The sequence below is a fragment of the Nocardia carnea NBRC 14403 genome, assembly GCF_000308515.1.
GTDB lineage: Bacteria > Actinomycetota > Actinomycetes > Mycobacteriales > Mycobacteriaceae > Nocardia > Nocardia carnea.
In genome coordinates this window covers 181,690-208,499 of the sequence record NZ_BAFV01000058.1, presented here as the reverse complement: position 1 = coordinate 208,499, position 26,810 = coordinate 181,690, and the positions used below count along the sequence as shown (strand labels likewise).

Below are 26,810 nucleotides of genomic sequence, written 5' to 3'. Positions count from 1 at the left end.
GGGAATTCGCCGACCTGTGGGTGGCCGCGCTCACCGCGCTCGCCGACCATGTCCGCCGACCGGACGCGGGTGGTTTCACTCCGTCCGATATGCCACTCGTCCGGGTTTCCCAGAGTGATATCGAACGGTGGGAGGGCAACTACCCGGCACTGTCGGAAGTGTGGCCGCTGTCGCCGCTGCAGGCCGGCCTGCTGTTCCACGCCCAGTTCGTGGGCGCTGGGCGTGACGTCTATACGCTGCAGAACTGGGTCGGCCTGGCCGGAGCTGTGGACCCGGCGCGTCTGCGGCGCGCCGCAGAGGCCATGATCGGCCAGTACCCGAACCTGCGGACCGCGTTCGTCGCGGATTCCACCGGCGAGTGGGTACAGGTCGTGCTCGACTCGGTGCCGGTGCCGTGGCGTGAAATCGACCTGCGTGACCTTCCGGAACCCGAACGTGCCGGTGCACTGGAACGGCTGCTGGCCATGGACGAGGCCGAGCATTTCGATATGTCGGCCCCGCCACTGATCCGCTTCCACCTCGTACGGATGGCCGAGGACGACTGGCGGTTGGTGATCACCACCCATCACATCCTGCTCGACGGCTGGTCCATGCCGCTGCTGATGCGGGAACTGCTGGCACTGTATGCGGTGCGCGGCGATACCACCGCGCTGCCGCGGGTGGTTTCGTACCGGAACTTCCTGTCCTGGCTGGCCGAACGTGATCGCGAAGCGTCTGCCCAAGCGTGGCACGACGCATTGGAAGGATTCACCGAGCCTGCGCTGCTGGCCCGCGAACCGGTCGAGGCCGAAACCTACGAGGTGGACACCGTCGTCGTCGAGATCGACGCGGACCGTACCAGGCAAATCGCTGCGCGCACCGCCGATCTCGGAATCACGATGAACACCCTGTTGCAGGCTGCCTGGGGTGTGCTGGTCGGCTGGATCACCGGCCGCGACGATGTGGTATTCGGCGCCACGGTATCCGGCCGCCCGGCCGAACTTCCGGGGGTCGAGTCCATGGTCGGCCTGTTCATCAACACCCTGCCGGTGCGAGTGCAGATCGATCACCGGGCGACCACCAGCGATCTGCTCACCGCACTGCAGCGCGAACAAGCCGCCCTACTGGACCATCATTACCTCGGTCTGACCGATATCCAGCGGGCTGCCGGGGCCACGGTGCAGTTCGACAACTTGTTCGTCTTCGAGTCCTATCCCACCGATGCGGCCACCGCTGCTGAGGCCGGTATCGACGGCATGTCCATCACCGGTGTGGGGACACGCGGCGAGACCCACTATCCGTTGACCCTCGAGGTGACGGCCGACAGCACGGTCCATATCGTGCTGAGATACCTGACCAGTCATTTCGACGATGCAACCGTCGAAACCACGGCAGCGCGGCTGCTGAGGGTGATCGACCACCTGGTCGACGCGCCGGGGCGGCCGGTGGGGGATGCGCAGTTGCTCAGCCCCACCGAGCGTGCGGAACTGGGTTCGCGGTCGGGCGGGCCTGCGGAGCCGGCGCGGACCTTGCCGGAGTTGCTGGCGGCCGCGGTGGCGGTCGATCCGTCGGCGCCGGCTGTGGTGTTCGAGGGTCGCCGGTACTCCTACGAGGAGTTCGACGAGCGCTCGAACCGCTTGGCGCGGGCGCTGATCGTGCTCGGCCTCGGTGCCGAGGATGTGGTGGCCGTGGCGGTGCCGCGGTCGGCGGATTCGGTGCTCGCCGAATGGGCCGTGACCAAGTCCGGTGCGGCATTCCTGCCGATCGACCCGACGTATCCGGAAGACCGGATCACCCATATGCTCACCGATTCCGGTGCGTCCGTGGGTATCACGGTCTCCTCGGCGCGGGCCGACCTGCCGGATACGGTGGAATGGCTGGTACTCGACGAATTCGAGATCTACGGGTACTCCGCCACCCCGATCACCGACGCGGAACGAGTACGGCCGGTGACTCCGGCGAACACCGCCTACGTCATCTACACCTCCGGTTCGACGGGCCTGCCCAAGGGCGTGGTGGTGTCGCACGCCGGCCTGGCCAACTTCAGTGCCGAGCAGGTCGAGCGGTACCGGCTGACTCCGGCGTCGCGGGCGCTCGCGTTCGCGTCGCCGTCGTTCGACGCCTCGATCCTGGAACTGCTGCTGGCTGTCGGTTCGGCGGGTGCGCTGGTTGTGGTGCCGACCGGTACCTACGGTGGCGCGGAACTGGGTGAGCTGATCTCCCGTGAGGGTGTGACGGTCGGCCTCATCACGCCGTCGGTACTGGCCTCGCTGGACCCCGCGGACCTCGCAGGGATGCAGGTCATCATCGCTGGTGGTGAAGCAGTATCGGCAGATCTGGTGGCCAAGTGGTCCACCGCGCCCGAGGGCGTTCAGCGCCGGTTCCACAATGCCTACGGCCCGACCGAAGCGACCATCGCGACCAATATCAGTGGCCGGTTGCTCCCGGGTGATCCGGTCACCATCGGTGGCCCGGTGCGCGGTATGCGGGCGCTGGTTCTCGACGACCGGTTGAATCCGGTGCCCGAAGGTGTGGCCGGGGAGCTGTATGTCGGTGGTATCCAGCTGGCGCGTGGTTATCACGCGCGGCCGGGTTTGACCGCCGAGCGTTTTGTCGCGGACCCGTACGGTGAGCCCGGATCCCGGCTGTATCGCACGGGTGACGTAGTTCGCTGGCGTCGCGATGCCGCGGGTGATCCGGCGGTGGAGTATGTGGGTCGTAACGATTTCCAGGTGAAGGTGCGTGGTTTCCGTATCGAGCTCGGCGAGATCGATGCCGCGCTCACGGCGCACAACACGGTGGATTTCGCGGTCACCCTCGGCCACGAAAGTATGGCCGGCGCAGTGTCTCTCGTCTCGTATGTGGTTGCCGTACCGGGGCGTTCGATCGACGCGGCCGAATTGCGCGACTACGCCGGGCAGCGGTTGCCCTCGCATATGGTGCCGTCGTCGATCATGGTGCTCGACGCGATCCCGCTGACTCCGGCCGGCAAGCTGGACCGCCGGGCCCTGCCCGAACCGGTGTTCGCCGGCGAGGCCGATTTCCGCGCTCCGCGCAGCCCGCTGGAGCATACGGTTGCCGCGGTCTTCGCCGAGGTCTTGGGCGTGGAACGGGTCGGAGTGGACGATTCGTTCTTCGCGCTCGGCGGTAACTCGCTGCTCGCGACCAAGGTCGCGGCCCGGCTCGGCGCCGAGACCGGTATCGATATCAGCGTGCAGTGGTTGTTCACCGACGCGACCGTCGGCGGCCTCGCCGCCCGGCTCGCCGAACCCGCCGGAGCCGATGCGCTGGCCGAAGCGGCGCTACAGGTGGTCCTGCCCATCCGGGAAACCGGTTCCGCGACCCCGATTTTCGCCATCCACGCCAGGGACGGACTGGCCTGGAGCTTCACCGGGCTCGCCCGGCTGTTGCCGGCGGATCAGCCGATCTACGGTCTCCAGTCGCCGGCGTACTCCGATGCCGGCTACGACCCGGCCTCGTTGACCGAGATCGCCGACCGCTACCTGGCCGAGATCCGGCGCATCCAGCCCAGCGGCCCGTACCGTCTCCTTGGCTGGTCGCTGGGCGGCGTCCTGGCCCACGCGGTCGCCACCGCATTGCAGGCGGCCGGTGAACACGTCGAAATGCTGGCGATGCTGGACAGTCATCCCGGTGTCGACCCGGGCGTTTTCGAGACGATCCTGCGCGCCGCTCTGCTGGAGCAGGGCATCATCACCGAGGACACCGACCGCAGCGTCGGCGAACTCGGCGACGCGGAACTGGCCCGCCTGCACGAACTGATCCCCCCGGAGCTGCTGCGGCTCCCGGTGGACCGGCTCCGCACGGTGTACCGGACCGCGGCCCGCTCCGCGGAATTGATCGCCGGCCACGACCCCGGCATCTTCCGCGGCGTCGTCGACTTCTTCCGCGCCGACGTACCCACCCCCGGTGCGCAGCAGGAAGGCCCCCGGGCAGGCGACTGGTGGCCGTACGTCTCGGGTGAGGTCGCCGAATACGCGGTCCCGGCGACACACGAGGAGATGACGACCGCCGAAGCTCTCGGCGTCATCGCCCCGCACCTGCTGGCCCGGCTCGGTATCACGTCCGGAGAGGACTGAACCACGCATCCCCGCGCACGTTCCGAGCGCGGGGATGCATTACCGGGCAGGCGGCCGACTGTGCCGCCTGCCCGGGTAATACCCGGGCAGGCGGTCGCGGGCGCGGTCTCGGCTGCCGCGGGACTTCATCCCGTTGGATGGCGGTCAACGGAAGCTAAAATTCTGGCAGCGACCGCGGAAGTAGGCGGTCGGCGAATCGAGCTGGAGGTGGTCCGATGGCTATGCCTGCCCCGGGACTCGACCGGTGGACCTCGGCCGATCTCGATCGGATGCCGGAAGACGGATTGCGATACGAGGTGTTGAATGGCCAGCTCGTCTCGAATGCGGCGCCCAAACCCCGGCACCAGTGGCTCATCCAGCGGCTGGGCCGGATTCTCGACGGTGCTGTACCAGTGGACTGTGTAGTCCTGGAAGGTGTCGGCGTCTTGATCGGAGACGATGAGCCCATCCCGGACCTGATAGTGGCCGCGGGGCCGATTTCCTGGGATGCGCGGGGAATACCTGTGGAACAGGTGCGGCTGGCCGTCGAGGTGGTTTCCGGGTCCACCACACTCGCGGATCGGATGACAAAACCGGTGGTTTATGCCGCCGCCGGAATCCCGCACTACTGGCGTTTCGAGATCGACCCGTTCAAGGGCCGGCTACCGGGGGAGGAGCTTCCGGTCCTGTTCGCCCACACGCTCGGGTCCGAGCAGGTCTACGAACAGACCCACCGGGTCTGCGCGGGCGATACCGCGGCGCTGCACGGCCCGTTCGAGATCACCCTCGCCCCGGCGGACCTACTTCCCTGACTGGACCGGGCGGCAGATCGTCCGCGACCGTTCAGTGTGAGGTGCGATCCAGGCGGATCGATGCGGTCAGGGCGCGATGGTCCGCGCCGGGCATATCGAGGGTTTCGACCGCGACCGCATGCCCCCCGGCGATGAGTATGTGGTCGATCCCCACCAGCGGCGGCCACCGTTTATCGGTGGGATAGGTGACCAGATGACCGGCACCCGCCTGGACGACGGCACTGTCGAAACGTCCGGACAGCATGGCCCGGAATTGGGCGTGATCGTATGTCGCGTTGAAATCGCCGCCGACGATCGCCGGGCGTTCCGCGGGAACATTCTCCAGAATCGTATCCAGACGGGATAATTCGTCCGCCCAGACGTCGATGTCGTATACCGGGGGAACCGGGTGGAAGGCGAATATCGAAACCGGCCCCGCGTCCGGGATCGCGGCGGTCGCCGAGAGTTGGTTCAGCACGTATCCGTCGTATTCGACGGTGTCCGAGAGCGGGTAACGGCTCCAGATCCCGGTCCCGGCCGCGGTCCGGGCGGGCGAGAGGTACCGATAGGGCAGCAACCGGTCGAGACCCGCCCCGCCGAGCGTGCCGATCGCCGCCGGGGTGAGTTCGTTGACGGTGAGCAACTCGATATCGCGCTTCCGCACTTGGTCGACGAAAGCCCGCGGGTCCGCACCGTCGAACAGGAGATTGGCCTGCATCACCCGGACCAGCCGGCCGCCCTCGTCGCCGGCGCGACCGTAATACAACGGAACCTGGGTCCACACGGCCACCGCCACGACGACGAGCGCGACCCCTGCACCACTCCAGCGTCGCAACCCCAGAAACGCCATCACCCCGAGAATCGACAAGCACATGAGGTACGGCGCAACCGATGCCGCCAGAACAGGTAAGCGAGCCGATAAAGGGCTGAAATGCAATATCACCCCGGCAGCCCCGGCGGCGGTCGCGAGCCATGGGAGCGAGTCCACGCCCACCCGGACGAATTTCGACAGCACGCTCGACAGACAACCACAGTCCTGCGCTCGATATCTGTGCCGCCGGTGGCGGCACCGGCCGACCCGAGGACGGCTGGAGATCCGTCGGTACAGGGTCGGCGGTGATCTGATTCCACGTTCTGCGCACAGTGATCGACCGACGCGATATCACCCGGCCGGGTGACCTGTTGTTTCGGCGTGCCGCCGGGTGATTACGCAGATCCGGCCGATCATGACCGCATGGCATCTCGACGGATCAGTGGCTCGGCGCATCTGTGGCGTAACGCGGGCACCGTGATGTGTGGTCTGTTGTTCTACTACTTCGTTCCGGTGGGATTCGATTTCCCCGGCTACTGGCCGACGCGGGTGGTCACCCTGGTCGCGTTCGTCGTCGGTGTGGCGGGGCTGGCATGGCTCGCCTACCGCCGGATCGGGCAGTTCCTGGCGGCGAGCCGCGATACCGCCCATCGGGTCGACGGTCTGCTGTATCTGGTCTGTCTGGTGGTGTTGTTCTTCGCGCTCTTCTACTACGTGCTCGAAATGCGTGATCCCGGCCAGTTCACCGAACTGCGCACCCGCAGCGATGCGCTCTACTACACCGTCGCCACCCTGGGAACTGTCGGTTTCGGCGATATCCATGCCGCGGGCCAGGCAGCCCGGATCGCCACCACGGTGCAGATGGCGTTCGACCTGGTGGTGGTCGGCACTCTGATCACGGTGACGAGTACCGGCATCACCCGGCGTTTGGACGCCGCGAATGTCAGCGCCCCCCGGTAGCCTGGTCGCGTGCCCGAACTACCGGAAGTGGAGGCGCTGGCGCAGTTCCTGCGGGAACATGCGGTCGGTGCGGTGGTGGGGCGGATCGATGTGGCGGCGTACAGCGCCATCAAAACCTTCGACCCGCCGGTGACGGCGCTGTCCGGGCGCGACGTCACGGGAGCCGCGCGCTGGGGGAAGTTCCTCGGCATGGATTGCGGCGGATTGTGGCTGATCACCCATCTGTCCCGGGCGGGATGGTTGCGCTGGACCGACAACCCGAGCGCGAGCCCGCCGAAACCCGGCCGCGGGCCACTGGCGTTGCGGGTGCATTTCTTCACCCCGGAGGGGGCCACACCCGCCTTCGACCTCACCGAGGCCGGGACCAGAAAACGGCTGGCGGTCTATATCGTGCACGATCCGGCGGAGGTGCCCGGTATCGCCCGGCTCGGGCCGGACGCGCTCGCCGTCACCGAACCGGAGTTCGCCGCCATCCTCGGGGCGGTCTCGGGCCGGATCAAGAATGTGCTGGTCGATCAGACCGTGCTCGCCGGGATCGGCAACGCCTACTCCGACGAAATACTGCACACCGCCCGGATCTCCCCGTTCGCCACCGCGAAGACCATGCCGGCCGCCAAGCTGTCCGCGCTCTACGACGCCCTGCGCTCGGTGCTCACGGATGCGGTCGCCCGGTCGGTGGGGCAGGACGCCGCGCGGCTCAAGGGGGAGAAACGTTCGGGTATGCGGGTGCACGGCCGCACCGGTATGCCCTGCCCGGTATGCGGGGATACGGTCCGTGAGGTCGCGTTCACGGACCGGTCGTTCCAGTACTGTCCGACCTGCCAGACCGGTGGGAAGATCCTCGCCGATCGCCGGATGTCGCGGCTGCTGAAGTAGGCCCGAACCGAGACCTGTACGAGCACAACCGGTGACAGTATCGACCGGTCAGTCGGCGGAGTTCCGGTCCGAAGTGGCCGGCGACGCCGCTCGCCCGGATTCCAGGACCGGGTCCGCGCCATCGTCCGACCCGCTTTCCGAGCCGGTCTCGGTGGGGGTTTTCGCGTCGCTGTCGGTTCCGGCGGTGCGGCGCCCGGTTTCGCCGGTGGTGGGCGGCTCGACGCTGTCGGCGAGCTTCTCCGCAACTGTGGCCGCAACTTCGGTCGGGGTTCCCGCCGCGTTCTCCGAGGTGATCTTCCCCAGCAGCGTGCCGTCGCCACCTGCCTCACTCTCGGTGGCACCGCCGGTGGTTGCTGCGGCGGCGCCGGGTGTTGCGGCGCGGCCGCCGGCCGAAGTTGCCGGGGTAACGCTGCCCGCCGGCACCAGTTGGGGCGCCCGCACTCCCGCCCACAGCTTGCGCTGCAAGCTGTCGGGATCGTTGTCCACCCGGCCGGGATCGTCGATGATCAGCGTGCTGCGTTCCGCTTCGGTGTAGCGCGGCCACACCGGCAGCGGCTCGCCCGTGCGCGCGAAGTTCAACCAGTTGTCCTGGATCTGGCGGGTCACCGCCAGCAGGCCGCGCCGACTGCCGCCGATGGTCAATGCCCGGCTCCACGGTTCGTAGACGGCACCGAAGGTGGGCAGCAGATCGGTTGCGTGGGTCGCGCCCAGTTTGTACAGCTGCAGCAGCCGGGGCGCGAAATCGTAGCGGTAGGCGTAGGTAGGACTGTGCCGGCTGTGTCCCTCCATCACCTCCAGCGAGGGCCGCCAGAAGAAGTAGTCGCCGCCCGCACGGATGGCCGCCGCCTCCCCGGGGAAACCGGGATAGGTGTAGAACACCTGGGGATAGCGGTCCGGACCGGCGACCGAGAGCGCACGCTTCAGCCGCTCGGGCCGGGTGGGCAGGGAATCGGTGAACCGGTTGAACAGGGCACCCTCGTTACGGCAGGTGCCGATGATCAGCGGAACCCGATGGGTATATCCCTCGGCGAACGCATCGATCGGAGTGCGCGGCAGAAGATCCCCATCGGCCACCGGCGCGGCGGGGAAGAAGCCCGGGCATTCGGCCATGGACGCATTGGATGCCCGGTTGAACGCGCGCCGGATATCGTGCGGATCCACTTCGCGCAGCAGCCGGTTCGCATCCGCCGGGGCCATCCGGAGTTCGGCCAGGACCCGGTGGGCGAATTCACTCGCCTCGGCCGTCGTCAAACCCCAATCCGCGGGCGCGCTCTGGGCGATACCGCGGTGGAACAGGCCGGCGGCGGACGGAGTGGCCATCAGACTGAGAACGGCGTGGGCTCCGGCCGATTCACCGAAGATCGTCACATTGCCGGGATCCCCGCCGAATTCGGCGATATTGGTCTGCACCCAGCGCAGCGCGGCGATCTGATCGCGCAGGCCCAGGTTCGATTCGTACGGGCTGCCGGGCGTGGAGAATTCGGAGAAATCGGCGTACCCGAACGCGCCGAGCCGGTAGTTGATCGACACCACGACCACATCGCCGTCGGCCGCCAGCTGCACCCCGCCGTAGAGGCGCAGCGCGGAGGTGCCGAACAGGTTGCCGCCGCCGTGGATGAACACCATCACCGGCCGCGGCCGGACAGCGGCAGAAACGGGAGCCACGACATTGAGTGTCAGTGAATCCTCGCTCATCTCCTGCAACTTGCGCGGACCGATCCGGACACCGAAGCTGGGCTGGATCCCCGCCGCCCGGAAATAGGTGGCATCGCGGATATCGGTCCACGGCTGTACCGGTTGCGGAGCGCGGAACCGCAGGTCGCCGACGGGTGGCGCGGCGTAGGGCAGCGATCGCCAGTACCGGACGCGGCGACCCCGCCCACCTCGGACGATACCGTCCGCAGTGGTGACCTGTTCGGTGACGTGCCCGCCGGATATCGGCGAAGGCCCTCCGCCGATACGCTCCGCTGCCGGCTCCGGGACTGACTCGCTCATGTGGCCGATGGTAACGACGACCGGTCGGTCTCCAACAGTCGTAACCAGAATTCGCTCACCGCGGGGAACGCCGGCACCGCGTGCCACAGCGCCTCCAACGGAACCCGCCCGGCGACCGCGATCGTGGCGGCATGTAACTGTTCCCCGATATCGGGACCCACGAAGGTGGCACCGAGCAGAGTGTCGGTGGTGTTGTCGACAACCAGCGCGGCGTGGCCGCTGTAGTCGTCGCGGGTCAGCGCCGAACCCGCGACCTCGATATCCAGTTCCACCGTGCGGATATCGTGCCCCGCACGGCGGGCGGCATCGGCGGTGAGCCCCACAGCGGCGACTTCGGGATCGGTGAAAACAACCTGGGTGACAGCATATCTGTCCGCGCTGGCGCGGTATCGGGGATCCGTCAGCGGCCGGCCCGCGGCCCGGGCCGCGATCACATCGCCGCATACGCGCGCCTGGTACTTGCCCATATGAGTGAGTGCGGCACGGTGGTTGATATCGCCGACGGCATACAGCCAGTCACCGGGTACTCCGGTGACGGTCAGTTGATCGTCCACCTCGACATGTCCCGGCTCCAGCCCGACCGTGTCGAGGCCGATATCGTCGCCGTTCGGGGTACGGCCGGTGGCCACGACGATTTCGTCGGCGAGCACGGTGGTCTCACCGCCGGGCCCCTCGGCGTGCACCGTGACCGGTCCGCCGTGGATCCTGCCTTCCCCGTGGTCCGCCGCCGCCGGGCGCCGGACCCGCTGCGGGCCGGTCCCGAACGCGATATTCACGCCGCGGGCCGTGAGCGCCTCGGCCACCCGTTCCCCGGCGAACTGTTCGACACCGGTGAGCAGCCGGTTTCCGCGCACCAGGACGGTCACTTCGGCGCCGAGCGCCGATAACCAGGTCGCCGCCTCGCAGGCCACCACGCCGCCACCGATCACCACCACTCGTTTCGGGATCTCGCGCAGGTTGGTCACATCACGTGAGGTCCAGGGCAGGGCCTCGCGTAGGCCGGGGATATCGGGTACGGACGCCCGGCTGCCGGTCGCGAGCACCACGGCCAGGCGGGCGTGCAGTTCGTGTTCGCCGATCCGGACCCTGCGTTCGCCTGCGAGCCGGCCGGCGCCGCGGATCACGTCGATGCCCTGTTGCGCGGCCCAGTCGAGCTGGCCCGAATCGTCGTGGCCGCCGTCGCGGGCGTGGACGAATTCGTCGCGCCGGCGTAGTACCGCGCCCACATCGGGGCCGCGGGCTTCGACCCCGGGCAGGCCGCGCGCGGAACTCAGTACATGACCCGGGCGCAGCAGCGCCTTACTGGGGATACAGGCCCAGTACGAGCATTCCCCGCCGACCCGTTCGCGTTCCACAATGGCCGCGGTGCGGTCGCTGCCCGCGATCGCATAGGCGGCGGCATTCTCACCGGCCGGGCCGCCACCAACGACGATGACATCGTATTCCGTTGCCGCCGAGTCTATTCCGGTCATCGCGGCGGCCTACTGCAGGTATCCCTCGACCTGTCCCGGTGGTCGTGGCGCAGCCTCGTCGGGGGATTCGTCGCGATCGATACGGGCCCGTCGCTGCCGGAGCAGATCCCAGCACTGATCGAGCATGACCTCCACCTCTGCCAGCCGGCGCCGCTCCACATCGGGATCGAGCTCCCCGCGTGAGGCCCGCGACCGCAGGTCGTGCTCGTGGTCGACCAGTTCCTTGATCCGCCCGAGTATGTCCTGTTCGGTCATGGGAGCCATGCTACGACCCGCAGGCCGATTACCAGCTCATTCAACCGGGCGCAGCAGATAGATATCCATGATCCAGCCTTTGCGTGCCCGCAACTCCGCGCGCCGGCGCACGATTTCCGCGCCGATCTCGCCGACCCGGCCGTGGCACAGCGTTTCGTCCGGCATTCCGAGGTAGGCGCCCCACCAGATGTAGGTGTCGCCGGGGACTGAGGTGAACGCACAGTCGGCGTCGAGCATGACTACCGTCGCCCCGCCGCCCATGCCCTCGTCGCGCAACCGGCGCCCGGTGGTGATGTGCACCGGTTCGCCGATCCGGTGCAGGACGATCCGATGCCGGGCCGCGAGGGCATGCACGCTGGTCACGCCGGGGATCACGGTGTAGTCGAAGGCCAGTGTGCCGCGGGCCAGGACCCGCTCCACCATCCGCAGGGTGCTGTCGTAGAGCGCCGGATCCCCCCACACCAGGATCGCCCCCACCCCCTCGGTGCCGGCGAACGCCTCCTCCAGCAGTAGCGAACGGCGTTCGTGCCAGTCGAGCACGGTCGCGTTGTAATCGGACGGTGCGCGGTCGCGCGGCGGGTCGGGTATCTCGACGATCCGGTAGGGCCGACCGGCATGCTCGTCGAGGATCGCGGTGCGCACATCCACGAGCTGCTGTTTCTCGGCACCCTTGCCCATGACGAAGAAGACGTCGACCTCCCGCAGGGCCTTGACGGCCTGCATCGTCACCTGATCGGGGTCACCGGCACCGATACCGATCACATACAGCTTCCGCATGGGGTCAGCTTGGCAGGCCGGAGGGGGCGGCATCCGAACGGGACGCTCGTACTCCTGGCGGCCGGCCGGAGCGCTGCGGCCGCGGACCACCGCACGAACCGCAGGCCGCAGCAGATTGCTGCGCCCCAGCGGTGCACCGCTGCGCCGACGCGGGGGTCGCCACTCGTCGCCGGTGGCGGCACAGGGCTCGGCGTGACCGGGCGCCGGTCGCGCTTTCGCCGGTTCGATTGCGGGTTTGCGGCCCGGGGCAGTCATCGATCATCCGGATCTGTGCCCGCGCACTGTGTGCGCTGACCTGGGACCGTCTCCGTGGTGTGCGCTGCGGGCCGTTGCGCGGCGGCGCGCGTGCGGGGAGTTAAGCTCGGCCCGTGGCGAGCGCAACGAATAGTACGGCGGGTGTGGCCGGCGATCCCGGTGCGAGCGCGGCGAGCACCCGAAACGCGGACCGCGTTCCCGATACCCAATACGAGGACCTCCTGCGGCGGGTACTGGATACCGGTACCGCCAAGGCGGACCGCACCGGAACCGGGACCCGCAGCGTGTTCGGGCATCAGCTCCGATACGACCTCTCCGCCGGTTTCCCGCTGATCACCACCAAAAAAGTCCATCTCAAATCGATCGTGTACGAGCTGCTGTGGTTCCTGCGCGGGGATTCCAATGTGCAGTGGCTGCAGGAGCACGGGGTCAGCATCTGGGACGAATGGGCGGGCGCCGACGGTGAGCTGGGGCCGGTCTACGGCGTGCAGTGGCGGTCCTGGCCGGCGCCCGACGGCCGCCATATCGACCAGATCGCGCAGGTACTGCACACCCTGCGGACCGATCCGGACTCCCGGCGCATGCTCGTTTCGGCCTGGAACGTGGCCGAACTCGACCGGATGGCGCTGGCACCCTGCCATGCCCTGTTCCAGTTCTATGTCGCCGACGGCCGGTTGTCCTGCCAGCTGTACCAGCGCAGCGCCGACCTGTTCCTCGGGGTGCCGTTCAATATCGCGAGCTACGCCCTGCTCACGGTGATGGTGGCCCAGCAGAGCGGGCTCGAACCCGGCGATTTCATCTGGACCGGCGGTGACTGCCATATCTACGACAATCACCGCGAACAGGTCGCCGAACAGCTGACCCGCAGCCCCTACCCATTTCCGGAGCTCGACCTCGCCCGGGCCGCGTCGCTGTTCGACTACCGGTACGAGGACGTGCGGATACTGGACTACCGGCATCACCCGGCGATCAAGGCTCCGGTGGCGGTATGACCGCACCGGGTCGCGTTATCGGCATGATCTGGGCGCAGACGCCCGACGGAGTGATCGGGGTGGACAACACCATCCCGTGGCGGGTGCCCGAAGATATGGCGCTCTTCCGGCAGACGACCACCGGTCATCCCGTGGTGATGGGCCGGCGGACCTGGGAATCGCTCCCGGAGCGTTTCCGGCCGCTGCCCGGACGCCGCAATATCGTGGTGACCCGGCAGGCGGCTTGGTCGGCCGAGGGGGCCGAAACCGCCGGTTCCGTTCCGGCAGCCCTCGACCTGGCCGCCCCCGCGACCACCTGGGTGATGGGCGGCGGCGAGGTCTACCGCGCCGCGCTGCCGTATGCGACCGAACTCCTGATCACCGAGGTGGATACCGAGGTGCACGGGGATGCCTTCGCCCCCGAGCTCGGGCCCGAATGGCATTCCGCCGATGCGCAGGATTGGCTGGAATCGTCCGGCGGCCTGCGCTACCGCATCCGCCGCTTCACCCGCTGACCGGCGGGGCCGCCCCAGCGTGCTGCTGGATGGCGCCGTCGGATGTCCGGAGCGCGTTACCCGGGCGACCCGGCATGCCGAGCACATTGCGGGCCGGGGCCGGAAGTGTGTCGCCCGGCCGCAAAAGGAGCACAGCTCGGAGAAACGCGGGAATGCCGCGTCCGGGTCGGGCATACTCGGCGATACGACCCCGCGATCATCAGCCCGGTCGCGGGTACGTGGAGGCGAAAGGCGGTTCATGGACAAGAAATCGCTGACAGCGGTGGCCCGGCAGCAGCTCAAGATCGCCGCGACCACCACCAGTGGCCGCAGTTCCCAGACCATCTACGGCGGGCATGCCAATTCGTTACGCCAGACGGTTGTCGGATTGTGCGCCGGGCAGAGTCTGGCCGAGCACGACAATCAGGGTGAGGCCACCCTGCAGGTTCTCTCCGGCACCCTCACTCTGAACAGTGGGGACAACGAGTGGAAAGGGTCGTCCGGCGATCTGCTGGTGGTGCCCAAGGCCCGGCACAGTGTGCTGGCGATCGACGATGTGGCCTTTCTGCTGACTGTGGCCAAGTAGCCACCGGGAATATGCGGGGCCGGGGCGGCCCGCCGGTAATGTGATCGCCTATGGGGCAGCCGCAGCCGATACTCGAACCACTCACCCCGGCCGCGCATTTCCTCGTTGCCACCATCGAACCCGGTGGTGAGGCGGTGGCGCGGGATCTGCTGGCCGAGCTGCCGGGTCTGCGGCGCGCGATCGGTTTCCGGCTCCCGGGTGCCGGGCTGGGATGCATCACCGGTATCGGGTCGGCGGCATGGGACCGGCTCTTCGGCGGCCCCCGCCCGGCCGAACTGCACGAATTCCCCGGATACGACGGCCCGCTGCACCACGCCCCCGCGACCCCGGGCGATCTGCTGTTCCATATCCGCGCCCAGGCGCACGACGCCTGTTTCGAATTGGCGATGGCCATCGGCGACCGGTTGGCCGGGGTGGGCACGATCGTCGACGAAACCGTCGGCTTCCGGTATTTCGAACAGCGCGATCTGCTGGGATTCGTCGACGGCACCGAGAACCCCGAGGGTGCGCTACCCGATTCGGCCGCCGGTGCGGCCGCGCTGATCGGGGCCGGCGATCCGGACTTCACCGGCGGCAGCTATGTGATCGTGCAGAAGTATCTGCACGATCTGCCGGCCTGGCGGGCCCTGCCGGTGCAGGAGCAGGAGCGGGTCATCGGCCGGACCAAACTCGAGGATTTCGAACTCGACGAGGCGGATAAACCCGCGGATTCGCATATCGCGGTGAACCAGGTGATCGAGCCCGACGGTACCGAGCGGGAGATCCTGCGCGCGAATATGCCCTTCGGGAGTATCCGCGAGGGCGAATTCGGCACCTATTTCGTCGGCTATTCGGCGACGCCCCGGACCACCGAGATCATGCTGGAGCGGATGTTCCTCGGCACCGACGAGGCCACCCACGACCGAATCCTGGATTTCTCCACCGCCGTCACCGGCACCCTGTTCTTCGTTCCGCCGCAGGATTTCTTCGACGATCTGCCCGCGCCGCCGGCGGCGGATACCGCGGCGGAACCGGTCGGGAAAACGGCGGTACAGCCGGGTCCGGCGCCGAGCGCGGACGGTTCACTCGGTATCGGCACATTGAAAAGGAGCAGCAACGTATGAACAACCTGCATCGTGAGCTCGCGCCGATCACGGACGCGGCCTGGGCCGTTATCGAAGAGGAGTCCGCGCGGACGTTCAAACGGCATAACGCCGGCCGCCGGGTGGTGGACCTGTCCGGACCGCACGGCACCGACTATTCGGCGCGCGGTCTCGGCCACACCACGTCCATCGCCGCCCCGAACGACGGGGTCGTGGCGCGGCAGCGGGTGGTCGCGCCGCTGGTGGAGTTGCGGGTGCCGTTCACGCTGTCGCGGGAGGAACTCGACAATGTCGAGCGTGGCGCCCAGGACACCGACCTGGACCCGGTCAAGGACGCCGCCCGCAAGATCGCCTTCGCCGAGGACCGGGCCGTTTTCGAGGGCTACGCCGCCGCCGGGATCACCGGTATCCGGGCGGCCTCGTCGAACCGGGCGATCGCACTACCCGACGATGTGTTCGGGGTGCCCGAGGTGATCGCCCTGGCAGTGAGCCAGTTGCGGCTGGCCGGGGTCGACGGGCCGTATTCGGTACTGCTCAGCGCCGACCTCTACACCAAGGTCAGCGAGACTTCCAACCACGGCCATCCGCTGCGCACCCATTTGGAACGCCTCGTACCCGACGGGGAGATCATCTGGGCGCCCGCTATCGACGGGGCCTTCGTGCTCACCACCCGAGGCGGGGATTTCGACCTCACCCTCGGTCAGGACCTGTCCATCGGCTACCTCTGCCATGATGCCGACACCGTCCAGCTGTATTTCCAGCAGAGCATGACTTTCCAGGTCTACTCCGCCGAGGCCGCCGTAGCCCTGCACTGAGTGGGTGCCGCGACCCCCCGCTCCGGGGCTGGCGATCCGGTACCGTGTGGCCGGCAACACGTGTTCTCGGGTGAGTGGAGTCGGTATGCACAGGGTGCACGCGGGTGTGGTGCCCACCGGGCGGGTGCTGGGTTACGGTCTGGCTGCGACGGCGGTCATGGTGGCCGTGACTGTGCCGACGGTGCTGCTGTTCGGGGCCGGCCGCGTCTTCACCGGGCTGGTGCTCGGGGCGCTGCTCGCTGTGGCGGCCCTGTTCGCCCTGTTCAAGCGGGATGCCGTCGTGCTGACCGAAGACGCGATTCACCGGCGTACGCCGTGGTCGGTGACCAGTATCGAATGGGACCGGGTGGTCGCCGGGCGGTTCGGTCTGGACGAACGGTCGCGATGGTCGCTCGCGCTGGATCTGACCGGGGGTGAGGAATTGCACAGCGAGCTGATTCTGCTTTCCATTCCGCCGGTGTCCGGACCGGTATCCGGCGCCTATGACCTGCGGAAACGGGAGCAGATCACCGAAATCCGGAATATCTTGCGGCACAAGAGGATTCCCGTAACCGTGTTACCCGATATCGCCGGTGCCCTGGAAAAACACTGGCAGATCGCACCGCCTGTCCGCTGACGCAGGGACACGCCCGGGCTACCGGCGCGAATACGCCACCGTATACGCGGGATGTCCCGATTGCTGCGATCATGTACTGGGCCGCCGTGAGATAGAGGAGAGGGCTGGTGCGCGTAGTCCGGACAATCGTGGGGGTTCTGACGTTGGTCGCGGCGTTGTGCGCCGGACTGCCGGTCGTCGCCCATGCGGATTCGGCCTGGCACCCCGGACTCCTGCTCTCGGCCGAACCGCTCGACCGCGAATGGGGCGGACTCGACGAGGTTCATCGCATCGGTTACGTCACCACGGGCCCCGGCGGGCGACTCGTCGCCGCGGAAGCCGTCGTGCGGATCCCGGACGGTCCCGTTCCGGAGGGTGGCCGGCGGGTCATCGCCTGGGATCACGGCACCTCCGGTGTGGGCCAGCAGTGCGGGCTGACCGGTTCCCCCGAACTGGAGCAGGAGACGGGTCCGGTGGTGCGCCGGTTCAACGACGAGGGCTACGCAGTGGTCGCACCCGACTACATCGGTTTGAGCCCGGGCTCCTCGGGCCCGCACCCGTACCTGCAGACCGCCACCGCCGCCACTGCCACCATCGACGCGGTACGCGCCACCCGCAGCGCCTTCGCCGAACTCTCCGCCGATTGGGGGGTCGCGGGATTCTCGCAGGGTGGTCACGCCGCGCTCGGCACCGGCCGGTACGCCGCGGAGTACGCGCCCGAACTCGATTTCCACGGCACCGTGGCCCTGGCACCGGTCAGCAATATGGAGACCGTTTTCCTCCGCTCCCGTCCCGACCAGCCCGAGATGCCGGGCTTCCCGGGGCGCGCCGTCACCATGGTGCTGGCCGGTATGGCCGGTGCCGGCGTGGATATCGACGACTACCTGACCCCGGCCGGGCAGGATTTCGTCGGTGAACTCGGCACCGCGTGCAATTCCGGTACCGCCGAAATGCTGGCCGATGCGGAGATCGGCGCCATGTTGCAGCGACCGCTCAACGACCCCGAATTCGCGCCGGTGATGCGCGACTATATGAGCGTGCCGGTCAGCGGCTACCGGGACCCGATCCTGATCGTCCACGGCGCCTACGACACCGTCGTCCCGCTACCGTTCACCCTCGCCCTCACCGGCCAGTTCCTGATGAACGGAACCCAGCACCAGCTCCGAATCCTCGAGGCCGGTCACGATGTACCCCAGCGAGGCGGGGTCGACTACGCCGTCGACTTCTTCGCCCGCGAGCTTCCGCCGGACTGAACGCCGCCGGCGCGGATGGCTAGCCTGAGCTGATGCGCCGGCTGAGCGTTATCGACGGTATCTTTCTGCGGACCCATCAGGGTATGGGTACGCCCATAGCGCTCCAGGGGCTGTGGCGGACGGCGGACCCGGTGGATCGCGCCCGGCTCGACCGGTTGCACGACGCCCTGCGCGTGGGCCCGCTCGGCCGCCGGGTCGTTCGGTCCCGAATTCCCGGCGCCCGGGACCGCTGGCAGACCAGTACTCGCGCCCACCCGCTCGATATGGCGTCGGCACCAGTCCGGGTGGATGACATCTTGCCGTGGGCAGACGGACAGGGTGCAGCCTTGGATCCATGGCGCGGTCCCGGCTGGCGCCTGTCGGCGGCGCCGCTCACCGACGGTGGCACGGTCGTCGCCCTCACCTGTTCACACGTTCTCGCCGACGCCCGGGGACTGGTTATCGCTGTTGAGCAGGCGCTCGGAGTGCCGGCCGAAAACGGGCCAGAGCGCGAATCCGGGCCGGGCTGCGAACCCGCGCCGGGCCGCGACAACCGCACCGGCGGCAGTGCGCAACCGGGCGGCGATCCGGAGTCGGACTGGGTCGATGCCGCCGAAACCTGCGCCACGGTCCTTGCCGGTACCGTCCGTGCCGCGCGGACCGCACTCCGTCGAGCGCTGACCGCGGAGCGTGTTCGACTCTGGCGGCGGCATGAAATGCCGGCAGGGATGCCCGGTGGAAACCGGTCAGACAGGGAAAACGGACCCGCAGAGTTGTGCACCGCTTCGGATCCGGCGAGAAACGCGCCGTCAGGGTCCCCTGCCGACTCGGCCGGATACAGGGCGGGGTCTGTCGTGGTCAGCAGCCCCGGCGAGACAGGCAACCGCGCCACCGTCCGCGAATCCGGCGAATCCCGCGAATCCCGAGGCGGTGATCGCGCGTCCGAATCAGATTCCAGCGATCCTGTCGGTCCCGCCGTCGCGCACGCCGACCTGCCGGTGCCGGCGCTCGTGCTGCGCTGTCCCGCCCGGGAATGGGATCGGGTAGCCGCGGTAAGCGGCGGTACACCGAACAGCTTGTTCATCTGGTTAGTGGCGAACCTGCTGTGGACCAGCGGTTTTCCCGAACGGGGGATCGTGGCGAGCCTGCCGGTGGACACCCGCGACGAACCCCGGATCGACAACGATCTCGCGATGACCGAGATCGTCGTTGCCCCCGGTGACGATCCCGGCGCGATCCGCGCGAAGAGCCGCGCCGCTTACGAACGCCGGATCTCGAGCCCCGGCGGCCTACCGGAGGAATTCCTGCATCTCGTCCCGGATCGGGTGGCGTATCTGCTGTCCCGGGGTGCCGGGGAACGCGACATCCTGTGCTCGAATATCGGCCCGATACCGGCGCCGCTGCACGCCCTCGGCCCGCACGACTGCACCGGTGTCGCCGCCCGCGCCATCCATCCGGGGCTGACCTACGCGCGCCGCCCGCGGACCCGGTTGTCCGGTTACCTGTGCCGGTTCCGCGACGACTATCTGCTGACGCTGGCAAGTCTCGATCCCGCGCGGGTACCGGATGCCACCGAGCTCCACCGGCTCGCCGCGGATACCGCGTGGCGTATCGGCCTGCCGATGGTCCCGTGGTGACGGACGATCATGGCGGGACGACGGCGTAAAGGCGTTCGCCGCTGCGAGCGAAGGTCAGCGGTTGTCGCGGTACCAGCGGATCAGGATGTCCGTCGAGGAATCGCCCTGGGGCGCGGGGGCTTCGGCCGAGGTGAGCAACGGCGCCAGCTCGAGCGCCTGCTGCTTACCGAGTTCCACACCCCACTGGTCGAAACTGTCGATACCCCAGACAACCCCTGCTACGAACACCTGGTGTTCGTAGAGTGCGATCAGTTGCCCGAGTACCGCGGGTGTCAATTGCGGTGCCAGGATCGTTGTGCTCGGGCGGTTCCCGGGCATCACCTTGTGCGGCACCAGTTCCTGGGGCGTGCCCTCCGCGGCGATCTCCTCGGCGGTTTTCCCGAAAGCGAGCACCTTGGTCTGCGCGAACAGGTTGCTCATCAGGATGTCGTGCATACTGCCGGTGCCGTCGCGGGTGGGCAGATCGTCGGTCGGCCGGGCGAATCCGATGAAATCGGCGGGAATGAGCCGGGTCCCCTGGTGCAGCAGCTGATAGAACGCGTGCTGGCCGTTGGTGCCCGGTTCGCCCCAGAAGATCTCACCGGTGGAGGTCGTCACCGGGGTGCCGTCGGCGCGCACCGATTTACCGTTCGACTCCATGGTGAGCTGCTGTAGATAGGCCGGGAACCGGGCCAGATCGTTCGAATACGGGAGTACCGCACGGGATTGGGCGCCGAAGAAATTCGAGTACCACACGCCCAGCAACGCCAGCAGCATCGGCGCGTTGGTTTCCGGCGGCGCTGTCGCGAAATGGCGGTCCATGGTGTGCATACCGGCCAGGAACTCGGCGAACCGATCCGGGCCCACCGTGACCATCACCGACAGCCCGATGGCCGAATCCACCGAGTACCGGCCGCCGACCCAATCCCAGAAGCCGAACATATTGGCCGTATCGATCCCGAATTCGGCCACCCGCTCGGCGTTCGTGGAAACCGCCACGAAGTGTTTCGCCACCGCGTCCACCCCCAGCGCGCCGGTCAGCCAGCGGCGGGCGGCCGTCGCGTTGGTCAGGGTCTCCAGGGTGGAGAAGGTTTTCGAGGCGACGATGAACAGGGTGGTGGCCGGGTCCAGACCGGCCAGTTTCGCTACCAGATCGGCCGGATCGACATTGGATACGAAACGGGCGTCGATCCCGGCGTCCACATAGTGCCGCAGTGCCTGATGCACCATCACCGGACCGAGATCCGAACCGCCGATACCGATATTGACCACGGTGTGGATCCGTTGCCCGGTGGCGCCGCGCCACTGTCCGGAACGGACGGCGTCGGCGAAAGCGCGCATCCGGTCGAGCACCTCGTGGACCGCGGCACCGGCGTCTTCGCCGTCGATCGTCACCGAACTGCCCGGCGGTAGCCGCAACGCCGTATGCCCGACCGCGCGATCCTCGGAGGTGTTGATATGGCGGCCCTGCAGCATCCGGTCCCGCTGCGCCGCCACCCCGGCCTCGTCCGCCAATTCGACCAGCAGGCGCAATGTTTCCCGGGTGATCCGGTGTTTGCTGTAATCGATCAGCAGATCACCGGCGGTCACTCTCAGGTCACGGCCACGCGCCGGATCGTCGGCGAACAGATCCCTGAGCCGGAGGGCGGCGATCGCCTCGTGATGATCCTGCAATTTCCGCCATGCCGCCGATGCGGTGATGTCGACGCTCACACCAGCCGAGCGTACAAGCTCTGCCGGTGACGCGTCGGAGGCGCCGCCAGGAAACTGTCTTCGCGAGCCAGGGATATTCGGCCGGATGCGACCTAGGCTGAGGCGTATGGCCTCAGAAACCGACGTACTCGATTCTGTACCGAAGCAGCTGTGGATCGGCGGCCCCGTCGATGCCACCGGTGGCGGCACGTTCGCAGTGCACAATCCCGCGAACGGGGAAGTGATCGCCGAGGTCGCGGACGCCACCCCCGAGGACGCCGTGCGTGCGCTGGATGCCGCCGCGGCGGCCCAGGCGGACTGGGCGGCGACTCCGGCGCGGGAGCGGGGCGAGATCCTGCGGGCGGTGTTCGAGCGAATCACCGCGCAGGCGGAGGATTTCGCGTTGCTGATGACACTGGAGATGGGCAAGGCTCTGCCGGAGAGCCGCAACGAGGTGCGTTACGGCGCCGAGTTCTTCCGCTGGTTCAGCGAGGAGGCGGCGCGGATCAACGGCCGCTATCTGCATGCCCCGTCGGGGACCGGCCGGATCCTCGTGCACAAACAGCCGGTGGGGCCGTGCCTGGCCATCACGCCGTGGAATTTCCCGCTCGCCATGGGGACCCGCAAGATCGGCCCGGCCCTCGCCGCGGGCTGCACCATGATCGTGAAACCGGCGTCGGCCACCCCGCTCACAATGCTGTTGCTGGCGAAACTCTGCGCCGAGGCGGGGCTGCCCGAGGGTGTGCTGTCGGTGATCACCTCCCGGCGCTCCGGTGCGGTGACCCAGCCGCTGCTGGAGGATCCCCGGCTGCGCAAACTCACCTTCACCGGATCCACCGAGGTCGGCCGGACGCTGGTCGAGAAATCCGCGCGCGGTCTGCTGCGCACCTCGATGGAGCTCGGCGGGAACGCACCGTTCGTGGTGTTCGACGATGCCGATATCGACGCCGCTGTCCAGGGGGCCATGCTGGCGAAACTGCGCAACGGCGGGGAGGCCTGTACGGCGGCGAACCGGTTCCATGTGCAGCGTGGGGTGCTGGCCGAGTTCACCGATAAATTCGCCGCGGCCATGAACGAGCAGGTCCGGATGGGACCCGGTACCGACCCGGACACCACCCTGGGCCCACTGATCAACTCCGAGCAGCTCAGCACGGTATCCGAGCTGGTCGACGACGCGGTATCCGCCGGTGCGACCGTGCGCCTGGGCGGTAAGGCACCGGGCGGCCCGGGCTGGTTCTACCCGGCGACCATCCTCACCGATATCCCCGACGGCGCCCGGATCCTGCGCGAGGAGGTGTTCGGCCCGGTCGCCCCGATCATCGCCTTCGATACCGAAGACGAGGGGCTGGCCGCCGCCAACGACACCGAATACGGGCTGGTCAGCTATATCTACACGCGGGATCTCGACCGGGCGCTGCGGGTCGCGGAAGGCCTGGAGAGCGGCATGGTGGGAGTCAATCGTGGCGTCATCTCGGACCCCGCCGCGCCCTTCGGTGGTGTGAAGGCCTCCGGCTTCGGCCGGGAGGGCGGAACCGAGGGGATCGAGGAATATTTGTCCACGAAGTACATCGCGATGACCTGAGCCGCGATATACGACCGCCCCGGGGCGTCTACACCCGGGGCGGTTCGCGGCAGTGCGGCGGTCTGCGGGCCGCCGCGTGTGGTTTCGGTGGGCCTACCGGCCGAGCCGGCCGCGACCCAGCCGCAACAGCAGCATCGCCAGCGTATGCCCCTCCTGGCCCAGCTCGCTGAAGCGTTCCAGCACCTTCATCTCCCGGCTGTGCACCAGCCGGGTACCGCCGGAGGCCATCCGGGTGCGGCCGATAACGCGGGAGACCTCGGTCCGGCGTTTGATCGCCGCCAGGATCTCCGCATCGAGCTGGTCGATTTCCTTACGAAGCTTCTCGATCTCGGCTTCGGTCCGAGGGAGCTCCGATTCCGTGCCGGTTGTCGAATCCGACCCGGTCGCCGTGGCGGGTGTGCTCATCATTCATCTCCTCGTGTCAGAACCTGGATCGCCGCCGCACCGCTTCGCGTTACCGGTCCAGAGTTCCTTCACCGTGAAACAGACCCGATGGGTCTGGTAGTCCCGTTACCCCCTACCTGCCCCTTCCGGCCTCAGGTGCCCGGGCTGTGGTCCCGCTGTGCACACAGCCGGAGCGGTTGTTTCACAAAAGGGCAAACCATGCTGCCAGTTTGCCACGCCCCGGAGGGCTTGCAAAGTCAAGATTGCGTGCCCGGCGCCGGGAGCGGCCTGCGTTTTCGTCCGAGTGTTCGATCGAGTCGGGGCGTAGCGGTAGCGTGAACAACCGATGGACACCACGGCTGCAACTCGTTCGGATTCGCATTCCCGCCCTCAGCGCTCGGCCGCCGGTCGCTCGGGTTCCGGCGCGGACGAGCACGGTCCGGACGCGCCGACGCTACCCGGGCTGGAAACGGCGGGCGTCCCGCCGCGTCCGCCGGTGACCGGCACCCCGGCGAGCGGCGGGGCACAGGGCGGGCTGGCGGCGCTGCAGCGGCGGGTACAGGCCGAGCAGGCCCAGCAGCGTACCGAGACGGCGCAGCGGCGCTCCGCGGAACTGCTGGAAGGCCTCAATCCGCAGCAGCGTGCGGCCGTACTGCACAGCGGAGGGCCGCTGTTGATCGTGGCCGGGGCGGGGTCGGGTAAGACCGCGGTGCTCACCCGCCGGATCGCGTACCTGCTGGCCGAGCGTGGGGTCACCCCCGGCCAGGTGCTGGCCATCACGTTCACCAACAAGGCCGCGGCGGAGATGCGGGAGCGCGTTATCGAGCTGGTCGGTCCGCGGGCCGCGAGCATGTGGGTGTCGACCTTCCACTCCAGTTGTGTGCGGATCCTGCGCACCCAATCGGCGCTGCTGCCGGGGATGAACTCGAATTTCTCGATCTACGACGCCGACGATTCGCGCCGGCTGCTCACCATGATCGGCCGGGACCTGGAGCTGGATCCCAAGAAATTCTCGGCGCGCATGCTGGCCACCGCCATCTCGAACCTGAAGAACGAGCTGATCGGTCCGGAGCAGGCGAGTACGGACGCCGAATTCGAGGATGCCGAACTGCCGCGGATCGTCGCCCGCGTCTACACCGAGTACCAGCGGCGGCTACGGGCCGCGAACGCGCTGGATTTCGACGATCTCATCGGTGAGACCGTCGGCCTGCTGCAGAAACACCCGGAGATCGCCGAGTACTACCGCCGGCGTTTCCGGCATGTACTGGTCGACGAATACCAGGACACCAACCACGCACAATATGTACTGGTCCGGGAACTGGTCGGCCACGGCGCGGCGGATCCGGCGGCGGCGACCGAAGCCGCCGATACCGAGGCCGGCGCGGCGGCCGCCGTCGACACCGAGTCCACGTCTGCGCGGTCGGTACCGCCCAGTGAACTCTGCGTTGTCGGTGACGCCGACCAGTCCATCTACGCGTTCCGCGGCGCCACCATCCGCAATATCGAGGAATTCGAACGCGATTTCCCCGATGCCGAGACCATCCTGCTGGAGCAGAACTACCGCTCCACGCAGAACATCCTGACCGCCGCCAACGCCGTGATCGCCCGCAACACCAACCGGCGCGACAAGCGGTTGTGGACCGATGCCGGTGAAGGCGAGCTGATCACCGGGTACGTCGCCGACAACGAACACGACGAGGCCGCGTTCGTCGCCCGGGAGATCGACCGGCTGGTGGACGCGGGCGAGGCCGGGTACTCCGATATCGCCGTGTTCTACCGGACCAACAACAACTCCCGCGCGCTGGAGGAGATCTTCATCCGGATGGGGCTGCCGTACAAGGTGGTCGGCGGGGTGCGGTTCTACGAGCGCAAGGAAGTGCGCGATATCGTCGCCTACCTGCGGGTACTCGAGAACCCCGACGATGCGGTGAGCTTGCGCCGGATTCTCAACACCCCGCGCCGCGGGATCGGTGACCGCGCCGAGGCCTGTGTCGCCGTACACGCCGAACAGCGCGGTATCGGTTTCGCGGAGGCCCTGCGTGATGCCGCCGCCGGTGAGGTGGCGTTGCTGAATACCCGTGCGCGCAATGCCATTGCCGGTTTCGTCGCGCTGCTCGAGCAGATCCGGGCCGCGGGGGAAATGGACGAACTCGATTTTCCGGATGTCGGGGCGGTGGTCGAAGCCGTTCTGGACCGCACCGGCTACCGGGCGGAACTGGAATCCTCGGACGATCCGCAGGACGGCGCACGCCTGGACAACCTCAACGAACTGGTCAGCGTGGCCCGCGAATTCAGTTCGGAGGCCCGTAACGCCGTGGAAGCCGCCCGCGCCGAGGGATTCGTACCGGAAGCGGGGGAGGGGGAGCCCGAACCGGGTTCGCTGGCCGCGTTCCTGGAGCGGGTCTCACTGGTGGCCGATGCCGACCAGATTCCCGACGAAGGGTCGGGCATGGTGACCATGATGACCCTGCACACCGCCAAGGGCCTGGAGTTCCCGGTGGTTTTCGTCACCGGCTGGGAGGACGGGCAGTTCCCGCATCTGCGGGCCCTCGGCGATCCCGCCGAACTGGCCGAGGAACGACGGCTGGCCTACGTCGGTATCACCCGCGCCCGCCGCCGCCTGTACCTCACCCGCGCCGTGGTCCGTTCGGCCTGGGGGCAACCGGTGTTCAATCCGGAGTCCCGGTTCCTGCAGGAGGTTCCGGACCATCTCATCGACTGGCAGCGGCTGGAGCCGAAACGGTCGTCCGCGCCCGGCCAGTACGGCCGCCGCCGGGATACGGAATCCACCGGCGACGATTGGACCGGCGGCTGGCCCCGCGGCCGGGAAACACGCCCCGGCCTGCGTGAGGGCCGGTCTGCGCGGGTCGCCCGCAACAATGTCGGGCTGGTGCTGGCGGTCGGTGACAGGGTCAGCGACGACAAGTACGGGCTGGGCCGGGTCGTCGCGGCCGACGGGGTCGGGGATATGGCCAGTGTGACGATCGATTTCGGCAGTAGCGGCAAGATCCGGCTGATTCCGAAGTTCAGCCAGACCCTGACGAAGCTCTAGCGGAACACCCGGTGATGCGCGGTAGGTTTCGGTCATGAAGTCTGTTGCGCAGCATCTGATGTGGTTCCTGCCGATGCTCTGGCTCGGCATGGTGCTGGCGATCTCGTTCCTGGAGACGCCACTGAAATTCCGCGCACCCGGCGTGACCACGGCCCTCGGCCTGGGGATCGGCCGGATCGTTTTCCGGGCGCTGAACACGGTCGAATCGGTGCTGGCGGTGGTGCTGCTGGCGGCCGCGGTGGTGCTCGGCCCGCCGGGCGGCGTCTGGGTATGGCTGGGTCTCGCCGTGGGGATTCTGCTGGTCCAGGTAGCGGTCGTGCGGCCACCGCTGTCGCGACGGTCCGACCGGGTGCTGGCGGGAGAGGAGCTGCCGCGCTCGACAGCGCACTACTGGTACATCGGTACGGAGGTGGCCAAGGTGATCATCCTGATCGGGCTGGCGATCGTCGCGGCGCCCTGACC

The 26,810-nt window shown here is 68.0% G+C and carries 22 protein-coding genes; 15 read left to right on the top strand and 7 right to left on the bottom strand.

All coding sequences use genetic code 11. The features are described from left to right. Both ON22_RS22560 and ON22_RS22555 read left to right on the top strand, forming a co-directional pair. Positions 1 to 4,076, top strand: a 4,076-nt coding sequence (locus ON22_RS22560) for a non-ribosomal peptide synthetase (protein ID WP_043740477.1), incomplete at its 5' end; no start/stop codon positions are given. A gap of 215 nt (positions 4,077 to 4,291) precedes the next feature. Further along, the gene (locus ON22_RS22555; protein WP_033243540.1) at positions 4,292 to 4,867 is read left to right on the top strand and encodes a Uma2 family endonuclease; all 576 of its coding nucleotides are present in this window, start codon (positions 4,292 to 4,294) and stop codon (positions 4,865 to 4,867) included. Between the two features lie 31 nt (positions 4,868 to 4,898). On the opposite strand, the gene ON22_RS22550 is transcribed toward ON22_RS22555, so the two are convergent. After that, positions 4,899 to 5,696 carry an endonuclease/exonuclease/phosphatase family protein gene (locus ON22_RS22550; RefSeq protein WP_255218547.1) on the bottom strand — a complete coding sequence of 266 codons (798 nt, stop codon included), beginning with the start codon at positions 5,694 to 5,696 and terminating at the stop codon, positions 4,899 to 4,901. A gap of 384 nt (positions 5,697 to 6,080) precedes the next feature. Here ON22_RS22550 and ON22_RS22545 point away from each other — a divergent pair, with 384 nt between their 5' ends. Then, entirely contained in the window at positions 6,081 to 6,617 is a 537-nt protein-coding gene (locus ON22_RS22545; protein ID WP_033243748.1) for a potassium channel family protein, read from the top strand. 9 nt (positions 6,618 to 6,626) lie between these two features. Beyond that, complete coding sequence (locus tag ON22_RS22540) at positions 6,627 to 7,493, top strand: Fpg/Nei family DNA glycosylase (RefSeq protein WP_033243538.1); 867 nt, start codon at positions 6,627 to 6,629, stop codon at positions 7,491 to 7,493. A 48-nt stretch (positions 7,494 to 7,541) separates the two neighbouring features. Here ON22_RS22540 and ON22_RS22535 read toward each other — a convergent pair whose 3' ends face one another. Genes ON22_RS22535 through cobF form a run of 4 tightly spaced genes read right to left on the bottom strand, consistent with a single transcriptional unit; the run spans position 7,542 to position 11,992 of the window. Continuing rightward, on the bottom strand, positions 7,542 to 9,488 hold the full coding sequence (locus ON22_RS22535; protein WP_063820635.1) for a carboxylesterase/lipase family protein: 1,947 nt from the start codon (positions 9,486 to 9,488) through the stop codon (positions 7,542 to 7,544). After that, positions 9,485 to 10,960 carry a dihydrolipoyl dehydrogenase family protein gene (locus ON22_RS22530; RefSeq protein WP_033243537.1) on the bottom strand — a complete coding sequence of 492 codons (1,476 nt, stop codon included), beginning with the start codon at positions 10,958 to 10,960 and terminating at the stop codon, positions 9,485 to 9,487. Before ON22_RS22530 ends, ON22_RS22535 begins: the two co-directional genes overlap by 4 nt. Before the next feature lie 9 nt (positions 10,961 to 10,969). Further along, positions 10,970 to 11,215 (bottom strand): DUF2630 family protein, encoded by a 246-nt coding sequence (locus ON22_RS22525; protein ID WP_033243536.1) that lies wholly within the window; start codon positions 11,213 to 11,215, stop codon positions 10,970 to 10,972. 36 nt (positions 11,216 to 11,251) lie between these two features. After that, positions 11,252 to 11,992 (bottom strand): precorrin-6A synthase (deacetylating), encoded by a 741-nt coding sequence (gene cobF, locus ON22_RS22520; RefSeq protein WP_033243535.1) that lies wholly within the window; start codon positions 11,990 to 11,992, stop codon positions 11,252 to 11,254. Between the two features lie 398 nt (positions 11,993 to 12,390). Here cobF and ON22_RS22515 point away from each other — a divergent pair, with 398 nt between their 5' ends. The 8 genes from ON22_RS22515 to ON22_RS22480 all read left to right on the top strand — a co-directional run bounded on the left by ON22_RS22515 (position 12,391) and on the right by ON22_RS22480 (position 19,659). After that, positions 12,391 to 13,239, top strand: coding sequence for a thymidylate synthase (locus ON22_RS22515; protein WP_051157947.1), 849 nt, complete (start codon positions 12,391 to 12,393; stop codon positions 13,237 to 13,239). Beyond that, on the top strand, positions 13,236 to 13,733 hold the full coding sequence (locus ON22_RS22510) for a dihydrofolate reductase (protein WP_033243534.1): 498 nt from the start codon (positions 13,236 to 13,238) through the stop codon (positions 13,731 to 13,733). Before ON22_RS22515 ends, ON22_RS22510 begins: the two co-directional genes overlap by 4 nt. Before the next feature lie 238 nt (positions 13,734 to 13,971). After that, entirely contained in the window at positions 13,972 to 14,298 is a 327-nt protein-coding gene (locus tag ON22_RS22505; protein ID WP_033243533.1) for a cupin domain-containing protein, read from the top strand. 50 nt (positions 14,299 to 14,348) lie between these two features. Next, the gene (locus ON22_RS22500; RefSeq protein ID WP_033243532.1) at positions 14,349 to 15,401 is read left to right on the top strand and encodes a Dyp-type peroxidase; all 1,053 of its coding nucleotides are present in this window, start codon (positions 14,349 to 14,351) and stop codon (positions 15,399 to 15,401) included. Next, the gene (locus ON22_RS22495; RefSeq protein ID WP_033243531.1) at positions 15,398 to 16,195 is read left to right on the top strand and encodes a family 1 encapsulin nanocompartment shell protein; all 798 of its coding nucleotides are present in this window, start codon (positions 15,398 to 15,400) and stop codon (positions 16,193 to 16,195) included. The genes ON22_RS22500 and ON22_RS22495 overlap by 4 nt, the downstream gene beginning before the upstream one ends. Before the next feature lie 85 nt (positions 16,196 to 16,280). Next, positions 16,281 to 16,811: a hypothetical protein gene (locus ON22_RS22490; RefSeq protein WP_033243745.1), complete on the top strand. Its 531-nt coding sequence runs from the start codon at positions 16,281 to 16,283 to the stop codon at positions 16,809 to 16,811. Positions 16,812 to 16,918: 107 nt separating this feature from the next. Continuing rightward, positions 16,919 to 18,043, top strand: coding sequence for a lipase family protein (locus ON22_RS22485; RefSeq protein ID WP_231508509.1), 1,125 nt, complete (start codon positions 16,919 to 16,921; stop codon positions 18,041 to 18,043). Between the two features lie 32 nt (positions 18,044 to 18,075). Next, positions 18,076 to 19,659 carry a hypothetical protein gene (locus ON22_RS22480; RefSeq protein ID WP_033243530.1) on the top strand — a complete coding sequence of 528 codons (1,584 nt, stop codon included), beginning with the start codon at positions 18,076 to 18,078 and terminating at the stop codon, positions 19,657 to 19,659. Positions 19,660 to 19,713: 54 nt separating this feature from the next. On the opposite strand, the gene pgi is transcribed toward ON22_RS22480, so the two are convergent. Continuing rightward, positions 19,714 to 21,351, bottom strand: a complete 1,638-nt coding sequence (gene pgi, locus ON22_RS22475) for a glucose-6-phosphate isomerase (RefSeq protein ID WP_033243529.1) — start codon at positions 21,349 to 21,351, stop codon at positions 19,714 to 19,716. 106 nt (positions 21,352 to 21,457) lie between these two features. Here pgi and ON22_RS22470 point away from each other — a divergent pair, with 106 nt between their 5' ends. Next, positions 21,458 to 22,912, top strand: a complete 1,455-nt coding sequence (locus ON22_RS22470) for an NAD-dependent succinate-semialdehyde dehydrogenase (protein ID WP_033243528.1) — start codon at positions 21,458 to 21,460, stop codon at positions 22,910 to 22,912. A 93-nt stretch (positions 22,913 to 23,005) separates the two neighbouring features. Here the strand turns inward: ON22_RS22470 and ON22_RS22465 are convergent, their stop codons facing one another. Beyond that, entirely contained in the window at positions 23,006 to 23,317 is a 312-nt protein-coding gene (locus tag ON22_RS22465; protein ID WP_033243743.1) for a chorismate mutase, read from the bottom strand. A 325-nt stretch (positions 23,318 to 23,642) separates the two neighbouring features. Here ON22_RS22465 and pcrA point away from each other — a divergent pair, with 325 nt between their 5' ends. Next, the gene (pcrA, locus tag ON22_RS22460; RefSeq protein ID WP_231508508.1) at positions 23,643 to 26,348 is read left to right on the top strand and encodes a DNA helicase PcrA; all 2,706 of its coding nucleotides are present in this window, start codon (positions 23,643 to 23,645) and stop codon (positions 26,346 to 26,348) included. 34 nt (positions 26,349 to 26,382) lie between these two features. Beyond that, entirely contained in the window at positions 26,383 to 26,808 is a 426-nt protein-coding gene (locus tag ON22_RS22455; RefSeq protein ID WP_033243527.1) for a hypothetical protein, read from the top strand. Positions 26,809 to 26,810 lie beyond the last annotated feature (2 nt).